The organism is Chryseolinea sp. T2, assembly GCF_037203685.1.
Taxonomy (GTDB): Bacteria; Bacteroidota; Bacteroidia; order Cytophagales; family Cyclobacteriaceae; genus Chryseolinea.
In genome coordinates, this window is sequence record NZ_JBBCAU010000003.1 from 805929 (window position 1) to 819423 (window position 13495).

General features: G+C 47.4%; 12 protein-coding genes. 7 read left to right on the forward strand and 5 right to left on the reverse strand.

The genetic code is table 11. The features are described from left to right. Positions 1–2 precede the first annotated feature (2 nt). Positions 3–1025, reverse strand: a complete 1023-nt coding sequence (locus WBG78_RS13245; RefSeq protein ID WP_337326903.1) for an NAD-dependent epimerase — start codon at positions 1023–1025, stop codon at positions 3–5. A 75-nt stretch (positions 1026–1100) separates the two neighbouring features. Between WBG78_RS13245 and WBG78_RS13250 the strand changes: the two genes are divergently transcribed. The 7 genes from WBG78_RS13250 (at position 1101) to WBG78_RS13280 (ending at position 8140) form a co-directional block, all read left to right on the forward strand. Beyond that, positions 1101–1970, forward strand: a complete 870-nt coding sequence (locus tag WBG78_RS13250; RefSeq protein ID WP_337326904.1) for a Wzz/FepE/Etk N-terminal domain-containing protein — start codon at positions 1101–1103, stop codon at positions 1968–1970. Further along, a complete protein-coding gene (locus tag WBG78_RS13255; protein ID WP_337326905.1) occupies positions 1960–2616 on the forward strand; it encodes a heme exporter protein CcmB in 657 nt (218 codons plus the stop codon). The genes WBG78_RS13250 and WBG78_RS13255 overlap by 11 nt, the downstream gene beginning before the upstream one ends. A 52-nt stretch (positions 2617–2668) precedes the next feature. Further along, a complete protein-coding gene (ccsA, locus tag WBG78_RS13260) occupies positions 2669–3346 on the forward strand; it encodes a cytochrome c biogenesis protein CcsA (RefSeq protein ID WP_337326906.1) in 678 nt (225 codons plus the stop codon). After that, positions 3330–3566, forward strand: coding sequence for a CcmD family protein (locus WBG78_RS13265; protein ID WP_337326907.1), 237 nt, complete (start codon positions 3330–3332; stop codon positions 3564–3566). The genes ccsA (WBG78_RS13260) and WBG78_RS13265 overlap by 17 nt, the downstream gene beginning before the upstream one ends. Positions 3567–3674: 108 nt before the next feature. Beyond that, entirely contained in the window at positions 3675–4082 is a 408-nt protein-coding gene (locus tag WBG78_RS13270; RefSeq protein ID WP_337326908.1) for a cytochrome c maturation protein CcmE domain-containing protein, read from the forward strand. A gap of 21 nt (positions 4083–4103) precedes the next feature. Next, positions 4104–6635 carry a cytochrome c biogenesis protein CcsA gene (gene ccsA / locus WBG78_RS13275; protein ID WP_337326909.1) on the forward strand — a complete coding sequence of 844 codons (2532 nt, stop codon included), beginning with the start codon at positions 4104–4106 and terminating at the stop codon, positions 6633–6635. A gap of 74 nt (positions 6636–6709) precedes the next feature. Further along, entirely contained in the window at positions 6710–8140 is a 1431-nt protein-coding gene (locus WBG78_RS13280; RefSeq protein ID WP_337326910.1) for an amidohydrolase, read from the forward strand. A 140-nt stretch (positions 8141–8280) separates the two neighbouring features. Here WBG78_RS13280 and WBG78_RS13285 read toward each other — a convergent pair whose 3' ends face one another. The 4 genes from WBG78_RS13285 to WBG78_RS13300 are packed head-to-tail and all read right to left on the reverse strand — an operon-like array spanning position 8281 to position 13486. Further along, positions 8281–9246: an AAA family ATPase gene (locus WBG78_RS13285; protein ID WP_337326911.1), complete on the reverse strand. Its 966-nt coding sequence runs from the start codon at positions 9244–9246 to the stop codon at positions 8281–8283. A 2-nt stretch (positions 9247–9248) separates the two neighbouring features. Further along, positions 9249–10631 carry a peptidylprolyl isomerase gene (locus WBG78_RS13290; protein WP_337326912.1) on the reverse strand — a complete coding sequence of 461 codons (1383 nt, stop codon included), beginning with the start codon at positions 10629–10631 and terminating at the stop codon, positions 9249–9251. A gap of 1 nt (position 10632) precedes the next feature. Then, positions 10633–11574, reverse strand: a complete 942-nt coding sequence (locus WBG78_RS13295) for a peptidyl-prolyl cis-trans isomerase (RefSeq protein ID WP_337326913.1) — start codon at positions 11572–11574, stop codon at positions 10633–10635. Beyond that, on the reverse strand, positions 11513–13486 hold the full coding sequence (locus tag WBG78_RS13300; protein WP_337326914.1) for a peptidylprolyl isomerase: 1974 nt from the start codon (positions 13484–13486) through the stop codon (positions 11513–11515). The genes WBG78_RS13295 and WBG78_RS13300 overlap by 62 nt, the downstream gene beginning before the upstream one ends. Positions 13487–13495 lie beyond the last annotated feature (9 nt).

Consider the following 13495-nt stretch of genomic DNA (forward strand, 5'->3'; position numbering starts at 1 on the left):
CTTTACTTGCTGTTGTTGTAGTATGTTAAGTACCAATCCACAAATTTGTCAATTCCTTCTTCAATAGGAGTTGCCGGCTTAAAATCGACTTCCCTGATTAGGTCGTTAACGTCGGCGTAAGTCGCAGGCACGTCACCATCCTGAATTGGAAGCAGGTTCTTAATGGCCTTCTTACCAAGCTTACGCTCGATGGCTTCGATAAACGCCATTAGCTCCACGGGACTACTATTTCCTATGTTGAACACACGATAAGGAGCGAAGCTTGTTGCCGGATCCGGAGCCATACCATCCCAGGCTGGATTCGGAGCGGCCACCTTCGGAACAAGGCGCGATATGCTTTCTACAATGTCATCGACATAGGTAAAATCGCGCATCATTTTACCGTTGTTGTATACATCTATCGGCTTGCCTTCAAGAATTGCCTTAGTAAAAATAAACAACGCCATATCAGGACGCCCGTAGGGCCCGTATACTGTAAAAAATCTTAAGCCAGTAGTGGGTAGGTTGTACAAGCTCGAATACGTATGGGCCATTAGCTCATTTGACTTTTTTGACGCTGCATAGAGAGACAGCGGATGGTCCACATTATGATGGACCGAGAATGGCATTTTTTTATTCGCTCCATAGACGGAACTGGACGAGGCGTAAATGAGATGCTTTACCTTGTTGTGCCGGCACCCTTCCAGGATATTCAGGAACCCGTGCAAATTGCTTTGAACGTAGGCGTGTGGATTTGTTAACGAATACCGAACTCCCGCCTGCGCGGCAAGATTAACAACATAGTCGAATTTTTCTGATTCGAACATTTTCTTCATGCTGCTATCATCGGTGAGATCCGCCTGAAGAAATCTAAAGCCTGGCACATCCTTTAAAACCTCCAGCCTGCTCTGCTTGAGTCGGACGTCGTAATAATCATTAAGGTTATCTAACCCCACCACCTTGTAGCCCATCGCTGAAAGTTTTTTGGTGAGGTGAAATCCAATAAAACCGCCGGCGCCAGTGACTAATATCGAGTTTGAATGCATGTAATCGACTCAATTTAAGCCCACAAAACTAACAGATTAGGCCAGATTTGTAATATTTTCTAATTTTCCGTCACCATGGTAAAAACGCCTGATCAGGGTCGCGGCAGTGATGAGATTGACCTGCTCGACTTATTCTTTAAGTCCGTAATCGTTATTCGTGACAATTTCTGGTTGATTGTGATTTTTTTCGTGGTGGGCACGGGCATAGGCGTAGCTTACTTCATGGCCACCAAGAAGCAATATGAGAGCAAGATGATCATTGCCTCAAATATCCTGACGACATCCTATGCCAAAATCCTGTTCGACAACGCGAACGGACACCTTAGGGATGGTGACTATGATGTGCTGTCCAAGCAGTTCAATATGCCGGTTGAAACCGTGAAGCAGATTGCTTCGCTTCAGATTGAGTACCTCACGCGCGCAGAAGGAAATGACCTTAAGGAAAGTGACCGTTACCTGATTACGGTAAGGGTTTATGATCAAAAAATACTGCCCGCTCTTCAGGAAGGCTTGATTAATCATTTTGAGAACAATGAGTATGTGCGGATTAGAGTTCAACAGCAGAAAGCGTCTCTTACACAAATGTTAGCGGCAGTTGAAAAAGAACTTTCTGATATGCAGCAATTCAAGGGTGAGATCGTGAATGGTAAGTTCTTCTCTTCAGCGAAAGGAAATGTGATGTTTGACCCTACTTCGGTGAATTCCAAGATCATTGAACTTACGCAGAAAAAGATTGATACAAAGAACAACCTGGAATTGATTAACAGTGTTCAGCTAATTGAAGGATTTAGTCCATTCAAACATCACGTTAAACCTTCCTTTAGCATATCGGTGGTAGCTGGCAGCATGTTTGGACTAATCGCAGTGTCCGTTCTCATCGGCTTCAAATCAGTCAGACGTATACTTCGTATGGCTGAGGAAAAGAACACAAAAAATGCTGCTTAGCCTTATCCGTAAGGAATTCACCTTAGAACTGCGCCGGCGTTCCGTAGTATCAGGAATTGGTTTGTACCTGTTCGCGATAATCTTTATTTGCTACTTAACGTTCAGCCTTCGGAGAGGCAGCATAAACGAAGCCACCTGGTCTGCATTGTTCTGGCTGGCCATCCTGTTCTCGGTAATTAACAGTGTGGCGAAGAGCTTTATTGGTGAGAAGAAAGGGCTATCAATTTACTACTACTCAGTTGCCAGTGCATCTACCGTGATCCTTTCGAAGATCATTTACAACACTATACTATGTCTGTTGCTTTCGGTAGTGGGATTTGTACTGTTCTCACTTTTCATAAGCAACCCGGTTAAGGACACTCCCCTGTTTTTGCTTACCCTTTTTCTAACCTCCATCGGCTTTTCTGCGTCACTGAGTCTTATCTCGGCCATCGCTGCGAAGACCAATAACAGCAATGTACTGATGGCGGTGTTGAGTTTCCCGGTACTCATAGCGGTTTTGCTGATGGCCATCCGCGCAACCAAGAACATAGTAGACGGGCTGGAGCGCAGCACGAGCTATGATGAGCTCGTTAACCTGCTGGCAATAAATTGCATTCTAACGGCCCTCGCTTACATACTCTTCCCGTATATTTGGCGCAGTTAAAAACCTGGCTGGTAGGCTGCAAGCCGGCCTTCGTAAAACCGGACCGACGTTAATGAAACCCTGGTTAAAAATTCTGACTGTTGTCCTTATCGTTTATGTCCACATTGGCGGACTTCTCATCGGTGTTCCGCGTCTGAACATTCTCAACGAAACGATCAGAAACCTCTATTTCCACGTTCCTATGTGGTTCGGAATGACCGGTTTGTATACGATTTCACTCTATTACTCTATTTCATACCTTCGCAAACCGACAATTCAAACCGATCACAAGGTTGTTGCTTTTGCAACTTCGGGACTTGTCTTTGGTTTACTAGGATTACTGACCGGGATGCTCTGGGCCAAGTTTGCATGGGGTGCCTTTTGGACGGGAGACCCTAAGCTCAATGGCGCGGCAATTACCACGCTTGTCTACCTTGCCTACTTCGTTCTGAGGGGTTCGGTCGACAATCAGGAACAGCGGGGACGCCTGAGCGCCGTGTACAATATCTTCGCCTATGCGGCAATGATTCCGCTTCTATTCATACTTCCACGACTTTCAAGTTCGCTGCACCCCGGAAGTGGGGGAAATCCCGGCTTTAACGTGTACGATCTGGACAGCAAGATGCGCCTTGTATTCTACCCGGCGGTAATCGGATGGTTTCTGGTGGGCTACTGGGTTTCTACAATACGCATCCGGATCATGACGATTGAAGAAAAAACGGCAGAATTAGACTATGCAAAGCAAGCTTAAATATCTTTTCTCAATTATCACCCTCACGTGCGCGTCGTTTGCCTCACAGGCACAGGAATCTGTTGAAATGGCTGATGCGATGCGTTCCAATGGAAAAATCTATGTAGTGGTTGGCGTGATCCTCGTTATCATCGCCGGTCTCTTTACCTATTTGTTTTCACTGGACAAAAAAGTTACCCGCATCGAAAAAAACCTTGAAAAGGGTTCCAAAACCAAATAACCGGCCTTCCCGTTTTTGGTGTTAAAAAAGTCCTAAGGATTCTGGCTTTTGTGGCTTAATTTTGCCAGCCCGCCCCTCGGGGAAAGAGTATCTTTTTAGCGCTCCAATATGAAGAAATCGCACATTATCGTACTTGTGGTGATCGCAGCGGCCATCGCAATAATCGTGTCGACCGCTGGTGACGCCAGTACTTACGTCGATTTTGGCCAGGCAATGGCCATGTCGACTTCCGGCAACAGCAAAGAGATTCACGTCGTGGGCCAGCTGAAGAAAGATGCCCAGGGGAAGATTATCGGCATCGAGGAAGGTTCGGACCACGTGTCATTTTCCTTTCTGATGATCGACGATAAAGGACAAGAACAGAAGGTGTATTACAATCAACCTATGCCGGCTGACTTTACCCGTTCTGAAAAGGTGGTGGTCATCGGTAGCTATGTGGCAAATGATTTCCGCGCCAGTAAAATATTATTGAAGTGCCCCTCCAAGTATCAGGATGAGAAGAAATTGAATGTTTGAGGGTGAAAATTCCGCAATGTCATGCATTATCTGGTCGGTGACCTCGGTCACATTTTTGTAATTACTTCTTTTGTCACATCGCTGATAACGGCGTTTTCTTATTTCAAGGCTTCGACAACTGAACAGCCTGATAAGAAACTGTTCTGGTTACAAAATGGACGAATTGGTTTCGTGATACACGCCGTTGCCGTATTGGGTATTTCGGTGTGTCTGTTCGCGATCATCTTCAACCATTACTTCGAATATCATTACGCTTACAACTATACTGACCGAAAACTTCCTATCTATTACCTCATCTCTACTTTCTGGAATGGCCAGGAAGGTAGTTTTTTGTTGTGGTTGTTCTGGCAGGCGTTGCTTGGGTTGATTCTGATCCGGACCAACAAATTCTGGGAAGCTCCGGTAATGACAATATTCGCGACTGTGCAGGCATTCGTCGCATCGATGATACTGGGATTCGTCATCCCGGGAATCAACCTCAAGATTGGAAGCTCGCCTTTCATTCTTCTCCGTGACGCAATGCCTGAAGCTCCAATCTTCGCTGCAAATCCGGAGTACGTGCCAAAGGATGGCCAGGGATTGAATGAGTTGTTGCAGAATTACTGGATGGTAATCCACCCTCCCACATTGTTCCTTGGTTACGCGTCAACGCTGGTTCCGTTTGCGTTTTGCATGTCGGGAATATGGCTTCGGAAGTACAGAGACTGGGTGCGTCCAGCCCTGCCGTGGGCATTGTTCAGTGGTGCCATTCTGGGGCTTGGTATTCTGATGGGTGGTTATTGGGCATATGAGACGCTCAGTTTTGGAGGTTATTGGAACTGGGATCCGGTTGAAAATTCCGTTTTTGTTCCATGGCTGGTGCTCATCGGATCTATACACACGATGATTACCTATCGAAACAGCGAGACTGCTCTCAAGGCCTCGATGTTTTTGGTGATTGCCACTTTTGTCCTTGTGCTGTATGCGACTTTCCTTACCCGCAGCGGAATTCTTGGTGATGCATCTGTTCACTCTTTCACTGACCTTGGATTGTCCGGCCAGTTGTTGATTTACCTGTTGTTCTTTTTGGTCGCCGGAGTAGGTGTAGTTATCTGGCGGTGGAAAGAGATTCCTCACACTGAAGAAGAGGCTTCTGTTTATTCCCGTGAGTTCTGGATCTTCATCGGTGCGATTGTTTTGTGCCTCATGAGTTTCCAGATCCTTATCCCGACATCAATACCTGTCTGGAATAAGTTGCTCTCATCTGTTGGCATTGACGCGAACATTGCTCCGCCGGCTGACCAGGTTAAGTTCTATTCGAAGTTCCAGCTGTGGTTTGCGGTAGCCGTTGGGTTGCTTTCCGGAATAGGGCAATTCTTCTGGTGGAAAAAGGTCGATCGGGAAAAACTGAAGAAGGAGATCATCCCTCCTGCGTTGATAACCCTGGCACTGTTTGCTGCCATCATTACAATTGGCCAGGTATACAAGGTACCCTATATGGTGCTAACCCTTGCAGCTGTATTTACCCTTGTGGCTAACGCCAAGATACTTATAGATGTAGTGAAGAGCAGTCCCGGGCTTTCAGGTGGCGCAGTAGCTCACATTGGGGTGGGACTTATGCTGATAGGGATGATGTTTTCGTCGGGATATTCGCGCGTCGTTTCGCTGAACAATACAGGAATGCTGATCTCAAAAGAATTCAGCAAAGAATTTAATCGCGATAATCTCTTTCTGTTCGTCAATGAACCGCGTACGATGTGGGGTTATGATATAGAATATCTTGGAGAGCGCCTCGAGCCACGACATCACGGGGGATATATACGCAAGAGTGACGTTAACGAGACAGACGATCGCGATAAGGTGGTAGCCAAGTTCGATCTGAAGGTACAGGGTCACGCGTATAAACCGAAGGACACCATAGATATCAAGGGTGAGAACACCTTCTATGAGATCCAGCTTCGCCGTGGCGACAAAGTGTTCACGCTTTTTCCGCGAGCACAGATCAACCCTGAAATGGGTGGACTCCTTGTCTCACCTGATATCTATCGCACTGTATCCGCCGACCTGTTCACCAACGTTTCGTCTGTAATGAAGCCATCGGGTGAAGAGGAATGGAGCGATCTGCAGGAGATGCGCATCAAACAAGGAGAACAGTTCTTTGCAAACGATTATGTATGTGTCCTTGAATCGGTGGATCGTGTGTATGAAGTAGAGGGCATCGATCTTACGCCTGATGATGTTGCCGTGAAAGCGCATTTTCGTATTCAGGGTGAAAACGGTGACTACTTCGCTGAGCCTATATTCGTTATTAAGAACCGTCTTGTTGGTCGCATTCCTGATGAAGTACGCGACCTGGGCCTTCGCCTTGTTCTGATGAATATTCATCCTGAAACAAACGATTTCACTATTGCTACCCGCACCCGTCAAAAGGACTGGGTGGTTATCAAAGCGGTAGAGATGCCATACATCAATGTTGTGTGGATAGGGACTCTGGTGCTGATGGCGGGCTTCGGTATCGCGATGACGCGGAGAATTCGCGAGTTCAGAAAGATGAAAGCCAAAGGCCTGGAGTAATCTGCCGGCACACGACATACGTTTGACTGCGTCAGATGTTTTCATACCTTGTCGTTACCTAAACCTATTCCTCTATGCGCGCATCTCTCTATGCACTGGCCTTCCTTTCAGTGCACTTTATCACAGCACCAGTCAGTGCACAGAAAACAAAAAAAGAAGTTATACAGGCAATTGGCTCTAAGAAAGATTCTTATGCTGCAATAGCCCGGCAAATCTGGGATTATGCTGAAGTCGGATATAAGGAAGTCAGGAGTTCTGCACTGTTAGCCGAGACGTTGGAGAAGGCAGGATTTAAAATTGAGCGTGGTGTCGCAGGTATCCCCACGGCATTCACAGCAACATACGGTTCTGGCAAACCAGTAATTGGAATCCTCGGTGAGTACGATGCACTACCCGGTGTTTCGCAGGATGCTGTACCTGAGTTGAAATCAATACCTGGTAAGACATCAGGGCATGCGTGCGGCCACCATCTTTTCGGTACGGCCTCTGCTGCTGCTGCGATAGAAGTGAAGAACTGGATGATCGCCAACAAGAAGGCGGGTACAATCAGATTCTATGGAACACCTGCTGAAGAAGGAGGAGCAGGAAAAGTTTATATGGTCCGTGATGGTCTCTTCAACGATGTTGACGCCGTGGTGCACTGGCATCCGGATGCAGAGAATTCAGCAGGAGCTGGGGGGACACTGGCCAATAAAAGTGGTAAGTTCAGATTCTATGGCGTTGCGTCGCACGCAGCGGCATCGCCTGAACGTGGACGATCAGCACTCGATGCAGTTGAAGCCATGGATGCCATGGTGAACATGCTGCGTGAGCACGTGTCTGAAAAGACGCGTATCCACTACGTTATAACACGTGGCGGTGAAGCTCCAAACGTTGTTCCTGCATTTGCTGAGGTGTACTACTATGTTCGTCATTCTAATGTTGACGAAGTCAAGCAGACCTGGGAGCGCGTGGTAAAAGCCGCGCAAGGCGCAGCTATGGGAACTGAAACCCGTGTCGAGGTTGAAGTAACAGGTGGTGTTTATAACATGTTGCCAAATGAAGTTCTGGCAAAACTTATGGACAAAAACCTACATGAGATTGGTGGTTACACCTATTCGCCTGAAGAGAAAGCTTTCGCCGAAAAGATCCAAACGACTTTTACAAAGCCGCCAAAACCTGAAAGCACACAAAGCGTAGCACCCTTTGAACTTCGCGATGGAATCGGAAGTACCGATGTTGCAGACGTGAGTTGGGTTGTCCCAACTGTTGGGCTATCCACTGCGACCTGGGTTCCAGGCACAGCGGCCCATAGCTGGCAAGCTGTAGCGGCAGGGGGAACTTCTATCGGAGCGAAAGGTATGGACCTGGCTGCCAAAGCGATCGCTGCCACGACAATCGATTTGTTCGAACAGCCATCCACTATTACGGCAGCCTGGAAAGAACTGAACACTAAAAGGGGAGCTGATTTCAAATATGAGGCAGTGCTGGGAGATAGGAAGCCGGCGTTAAATTATCGCGACTAGAAAAAATTAAGAATTAAGAATTAAGAATTATGAATTGGCTACCGGCCTTTTGGCCGATGAAGCCATGACCCTTTTGGTCATGATTATTTACGGCGTACAGCCGCCAGGTAATTCATAATTCTTAACTTAATTCTTAATTTCTATATGATTTTCTCGATCAAATCGTCCACCCCAATGCCGTCGGCTTCAGCTTTAAAATTGCGAACGATACGATGGCGAAGAACCGGTTTTGCAATTGCCTGAACGTCTTCAATGTCAGGTGAGTACTTGCCATTCAGAAGCGCGTTACATTTTGCGCCCATAACCAGGTATTGTGATGCACGTGGACCTGCTCCCCACTCAAGATAATCTTTAGCGACTTGCGAGCTGTTCGCAACACCTGGACGGGTTTTGTTTGCCAATCCAACCGCATACTCAACAACGTTGTCTGCTACAGGAACGCGGCGTACCAGATGTTGATAATAAGTAATTTCACTTCCGGTGAGGACACGATCAGTTTTACGCGGCTCATCCGATGTCGTGTTCTTCACAACCTCAACTTCTTCTCTGAAAGATGGATAATCAAGCTTGATGTTAAACATGAAACGGTCAAGCTGCGCTTCAGGAAGCGGATACGTTCCCTCCTGCTCGATTGGGTTTTGTGTGGCCAACACGAAGAATGGTCTTGGCAGCTCATAGCGCTGGCCTGCTATAGTGACAGCGTACTCCTGCATGGACTCGAGCAAAGCAGCCTGAGTTTTCGGAGGAGTGCGGTTAATTTCATCAGCTAGCAATACATTGGCAAAAACCGGCCCGCGTACAAATTTGAAATTGCGTTCACGATCCATGGTCTCGGCTCCGACGATGTCGGAAGGCATAAGATCCGGAGTAAACTGTATCCGCTTGAATTCGAGATCCAACGCGGTGGCTATAGTATGCACTAACAAGGTCTTTGCAAGACCCGGCACACCGACGAGCAGTGAATGCCCCTGACAAAATAACGCCGTCAAAACCTGGCGGACTACTTCGTCCTGCCCGATCACGACCTTGGAGATTTCCGACTTAAGTTTCTTATATGCTCCAGCCAATGCGTTGGCTGCGTCTACATCAGAGGCAAATTGAGTCATTATCAGTCGTCTAGTAGTCCGCAATAATTAAAGGCAGGATCGATGTTTATGAACACGTCCTTCCTTGCCTTCTGAAACCATTTCTGAAGGATCTTGTCTTTCTTCTCATTCAATGTCGCCGCATAGATCTTCGTCCAGTCTTCCTCGAGGGAAGCCTGATGTGGAGCAATGCGAGACTTATAAAACAAAATACGAACGGCATCTTTACCGTCGTCTGTGCGATACGTTATCGGCTTTGAAACTTCACCGACCTTCATTGAGTCAAGCTTAAAGAAAACAATCGGATCCAGTTCATCAACAGTCAGTCGCGTGCCACCATCACGGTCGCTGAAGAATCCACCACTGCCTTTAGTCTGTACATCGTCAGATACTTCTTTGGCTGTTGTCTGGAACTTTATACTGTCATTTACAATAAGTGTTCTGACGCTGTCGAGGTAACGGGTCGCGTTCTTCAGATCTTCATCGGAAGGTTTGGGCGCCATGAGTATGTGGCGGGAGTTATATTCGTTACCGCGGCGTTCAATAAGCTGCATAACGTGAATACCAAACTGCGATTTGAAAGGCATGGATATTTCGCCTGGCTTCAGCTTAAAGGCCATCGCCTCGTACTCAGGAACCATTCGACCGCGTCCTGACCAGCCCATGTCGCCGCTATTGGAAACAACACTTGGGTCGTCGGAGTACTTCTTGGCCATTTCACCGAAGTTAGCACCAGAGAGGATTTGCTGTCTGATGTCCATCAGTTCGGCCTTCGTCTTGCTTTCCTGTTCGGCGCTGATCTTGGCAATGCGCACGATCTGCGCTACTTCTACGGACGCTGAAAAGAATGGTAAACTATCCTTAGGGATTTTGGCAAAGAATTTCTTCACTTCTGAGGGTGTAACCGTAACGTCCTTCGTCATCTCTTCTTCCATTTTGCTGACGATCATCTGTTCGCGGATCTGATCGCGTAATTCGAGACGAATCTGTTCCATCGTCTTACCATACAGCGCCTCAAGCTCGTTCTCGGTACGACCAGACTGAGCCATGATCATATCCATACGATTTTGAGTGTTCAAATCGACTTCAGCATCGAGCACGACGACTGAGTCGATCTCAGCTTTTGCAAGCATTAGCTTGTTACGAACGAGCATGGCAAAGTACTGGCAACGCGCCTGCTGCGATGGCGAGTTTCCATTGGTAAGATATTCCTGATAAGCGCGTTCGAGCTCAGAGCGGATTACTATATAGTTATCGACTTTTGCAATGATCTTGTCAACAACAAAACCCTTGTACTCCGATTCCGCGATCGGCTTGATCTCATCCTTTGAATCCTGAGCTTCTGCGCTGTTCAGCAACACAGTAGTTATCATCAGGACACTCAACAGCCATTTCAAAAATTTCATATCACTTGTACACTTCAAATTCTTTCTCATCTGATGCCTGCTTGTAAACTTCATTTTCAAGCTTCTTTGCCAGCTCGACTTTTCGTTTGTTCAGAATGATGTTCCGTATATCGTCGGTCACGAACTCCAGCGGAGATACATTATCCGAGATCCGGTATTGGCGTACCTTTAAGAAATAAAGATACGTATCATCGGATGTTTCGTAATACGGATTTGACTTCAGAAACTGTATTTTATTCGGTATTTCCGCGAGCGGTGAATTCCTTACCAGTTCATCGAATATCACCCAGTTGTCGTTAGAGATGTGGTATGCTGCCGAAAAGCTCAGGCAATAAGACCGCAGCTCCGCCTCATCGTTTTCATCGCCGGAGAACATCAAATCCTTGATTCGGTTCGTTCGCGGCGCATTTCGGGGCACCTTGATAAACGTACCCTGTACGATGTTTTGTTTGAGCAAAAAGTTGTCGACGTTGTCGTTATAATACTTTTCAATTTCTGTTTTGGAGACCGCCGTGTCGAGGTGTTGCTTTACGTAAAAGGCTTCGTACTCGTATGCGATGATGCTGTAGCGATAGTCAAGTATCTTTCTTTCGACCTGAGCTTCGTTAATGTCCATTTTGCGGGACGCCTCCTGGATCAGCAGCTTTTTGCGTATCCAGCTGTCGATATAGGCCTCTATCAGCCGGGCGCTGTCTGCCGCAGGCGTTCCGGGGGCCACAATGCCGGTCAATTCATCACGATAGAGGTAGGTGTCATTGGCACGGGCAATGGCCTCGCGGTCGTTATCTCCGGGGCCGTCGCTCCCTTTCATTTTGATCAGGTCGCAGGAACCAGCAAGGATGATCACCGCCAGGAACACGCCTGATTTTAGCCCAGCAAGGCTATTTCGAAGCAGAATTCTTGGATTCCAAGGTTGCGATAACGTACTGTTTCCCTTTTTCATTAACCTTTACCGGGTACTTCTTGCGTAGTTGATCCAGCCATTTCTTTTCAGTAAGAGACTGGAAATCGGAAATTACGGCAGGTCGCGCCTCCTCAAATGGCATAATACCGGGCGGCAGGACTTCCTTTAGCCACGCAAGGTAATACATTCCCTTGGTTTCCACGGTATAAACGCCTGGAGCCCAGGGAATCTTACTCAAAAGCTCCTTTTCGTCCTTCTTAAAAACGCCGGCCTCGATCCTGATCTTTTGAGCAATCGCGTACTCCTGAATCTTCCTTTCGTCCTTCGCAGCGATCAGCTCCTGGAGGCCAGGAAACCCTGACGATGAGCTCGCGCTATAAATCACCGCCCTGGTTCGATCGCCAGCCTGATACTGGGTTGAGTGGGCATGATAATACTGCTGCTGGCCCACAGAGTCGGCTGACGCCTTTGACCAGACCTCCTTTTCCATAATTTCAAAAAGAAGGATCCCTTCGTAGTATTCCTTCAACAGATAAACGAACGTGGGATCCCTGGCTATGATGTCGTCTTCAATTGCATCAAGGATGGTTGCTTCGGTAAAACTGTTGTACAACTGCTCGATATACCGTCGCGGGGTTTGCTGCTGACTGCGCTGGTTCCGGGCAACATAAGTATAGAATGACTTCACCGGAATACTTTTGCCTCTAAGCGTGAAAAGAGTCTGAGATGCAAGGGTCTGTGACGGGTTCCATTTTCCGGAGGTAAGCGTTGAATCAGCAAGATTGAAAACACTCTCTTTTACACCAGCGTTCTCCTGAAAACTGAAACGCTTTTGGTATTTGGCAAGCAGCGCCGTTCGTGAAACACTGGTACGTTCATCACGCGTCACTCTATTTCTGAGCGTTGGCGACAATGCTTCATATGAGGCCAATGGAATTTTTCGTTCCAGTTTGATGATGTGCCAACCGTACTGGGTATGGACCGGATCAGAGATGTCTCCCGGCTTTTGCAGCTCGAATGCAGCGCGTTCAAATTCCGGCACGGTCGCCATTCCACCTGTTCCGAATGGTTTCAGTTTTCCCCCCAGATCTTTGGTCGAGGGATCTTCCGAATATTGTTTGCAAAGGTCATTCCACGGTACGCCTGCCTGCAATTGTTCGTACACTGAAAAGATGATGTTCTTTGCTTTTTCGTTGTCCTGGCTTTCGCGAATGCGGACCATAATATGCGAAACCTCCACTTCGCCTTGCGCAGGGCGACGATCGGCCACCCGAATAAGATGGTATCCAAACCGCGTACGCACCGGATTGCTGATTTCGCCAACCTTCAGGCTATATGCGGCCGTCTCAAATGGATAGACCATCTGCAAAGCTGTAAAATATCCGAGATCACCCTTGTTGGATTTTGCTGAAGGATCTTCGGAATACTGTGCTGCAGCAGAACCAAAGTCCAATCCGTTGATAAGCCGGGAGCGCAATTCTGTCGCACGGTTATAGGCAGCAAGAGTGTCGGCAGGTGTTGCTTCCGGTTTCACGGTGATGAGGATGTGAGAAGCCCGAACTTCTTCCTCCATCCGGTTATAAGTCAATTTTGTAAGACTATCAACCAGTGTATTATCAGGCAGGAATGGCTTTCTAACTTCGGCTCGGTAGGAGTTGTATTCCTTAGTGAAGGCGGCCGTTGTATCCATTCCCCTTCGCTTAGCCTCTTCAACTTTAAGCTTAAAATCAATAAACAACTTCAGGTATTCATCAATTTTTGCCCTGGTGAACTCCACCGGTTTATCCTGATGATTTTTCTTATATAGATAGATGAACTCGTCGGTAGTAACGGTCGCACCACCGGCTTTGAACAGCGACTGCGGGGGCTCAGGATTCTTAGGGGATTTTTGAGCAAAAGCATGCCATGAGAATATCACGCAGAAGGAAACTACTGCCAGGCGACGAAGCATAGAGGACAG

Bases quoted from the DNA above. Each gene is read 5' to 3' on its own strand.
- WBG78_RS13280 (WP_337326910.1), top strand. From the start codon at position 6,710: ATGCGCGCATCTCTCTATGCACTGGCCTTCCTTTCAGTGCACTTTATC.
- WBG78_RS13250 (WP_337326904.1), top strand. From the start codon at position 1,101: ATGGTAAAAACGCCTGATCAGGGTCGCGGCAGTGATGAGATTGACCTG.
- WBG78_RS13255 (WP_337326905.1), top strand. From the start codon at position 1,960: ATGCTGCTTAGCCTTATCCGTAAGGAATTCACCTTAGAACTGCGCCGG.
- WBG78_RS13245 (WP_337326903.1), bottom strand. From the start codon at position 1,025: ATGCATTCAAACTCGATATTAGTCACTGGCGCCGGCGGTTTTATTGGA.
- WBG78_RS13265 (WP_337326907.1), top strand. From the start codon at position 3,330: ATGCAAAGCAAGCTTAAATATCTTTTCTCAATTATCACCCTCACGTGC.
- ccsA (WP_337326906.1), top strand. From the start codon at position 2,669: ATGAAACCCTGGTTAAAAATTCTGACTGTTGTCCTTATCGTTTATGTC.
- WBG78_RS13285 (WP_337326911.1), bottom strand. From the start codon at position 9,246: ATGACTCAATTTGCCTCTGATGTAGACGCAGCCAACGCATTGGCTGGA.
- WBG78_RS13290 (WP_337326912.1), bottom strand. From the start codon at position 10,631: ATGAAATTTTTGAAATGGCTGTTGAGTGTCCTGATGATAACTACTGTG.
- WBG78_RS13270 (WP_337326908.1), top strand. From the start codon at position 3,675: ATGAAGAAATCGCACATTATCGTACTTGTGGTGATCGCAGCGGCCATC.
- WBG78_RS13300 (WP_337326914.1), bottom strand. From the start codon at position 13,486: ATGCTTCGTCGCCTGGCAGTAGTTTCCTTCTGCGTGATATTCTCATGG.
- ccsA (WP_337326909.1), top strand. From the start codon at position 4,104: ATGCATTATCTGGTCGGTGACCTCGGTCACATTTTTGTAATTACTTCT.
- WBG78_RS13295 (WP_337326913.1), bottom strand. From the start codon at position 11,574: ATGAAAAAGGGAAACAGTACGTTATCGCAACCTTGGAATCCAAGAATT.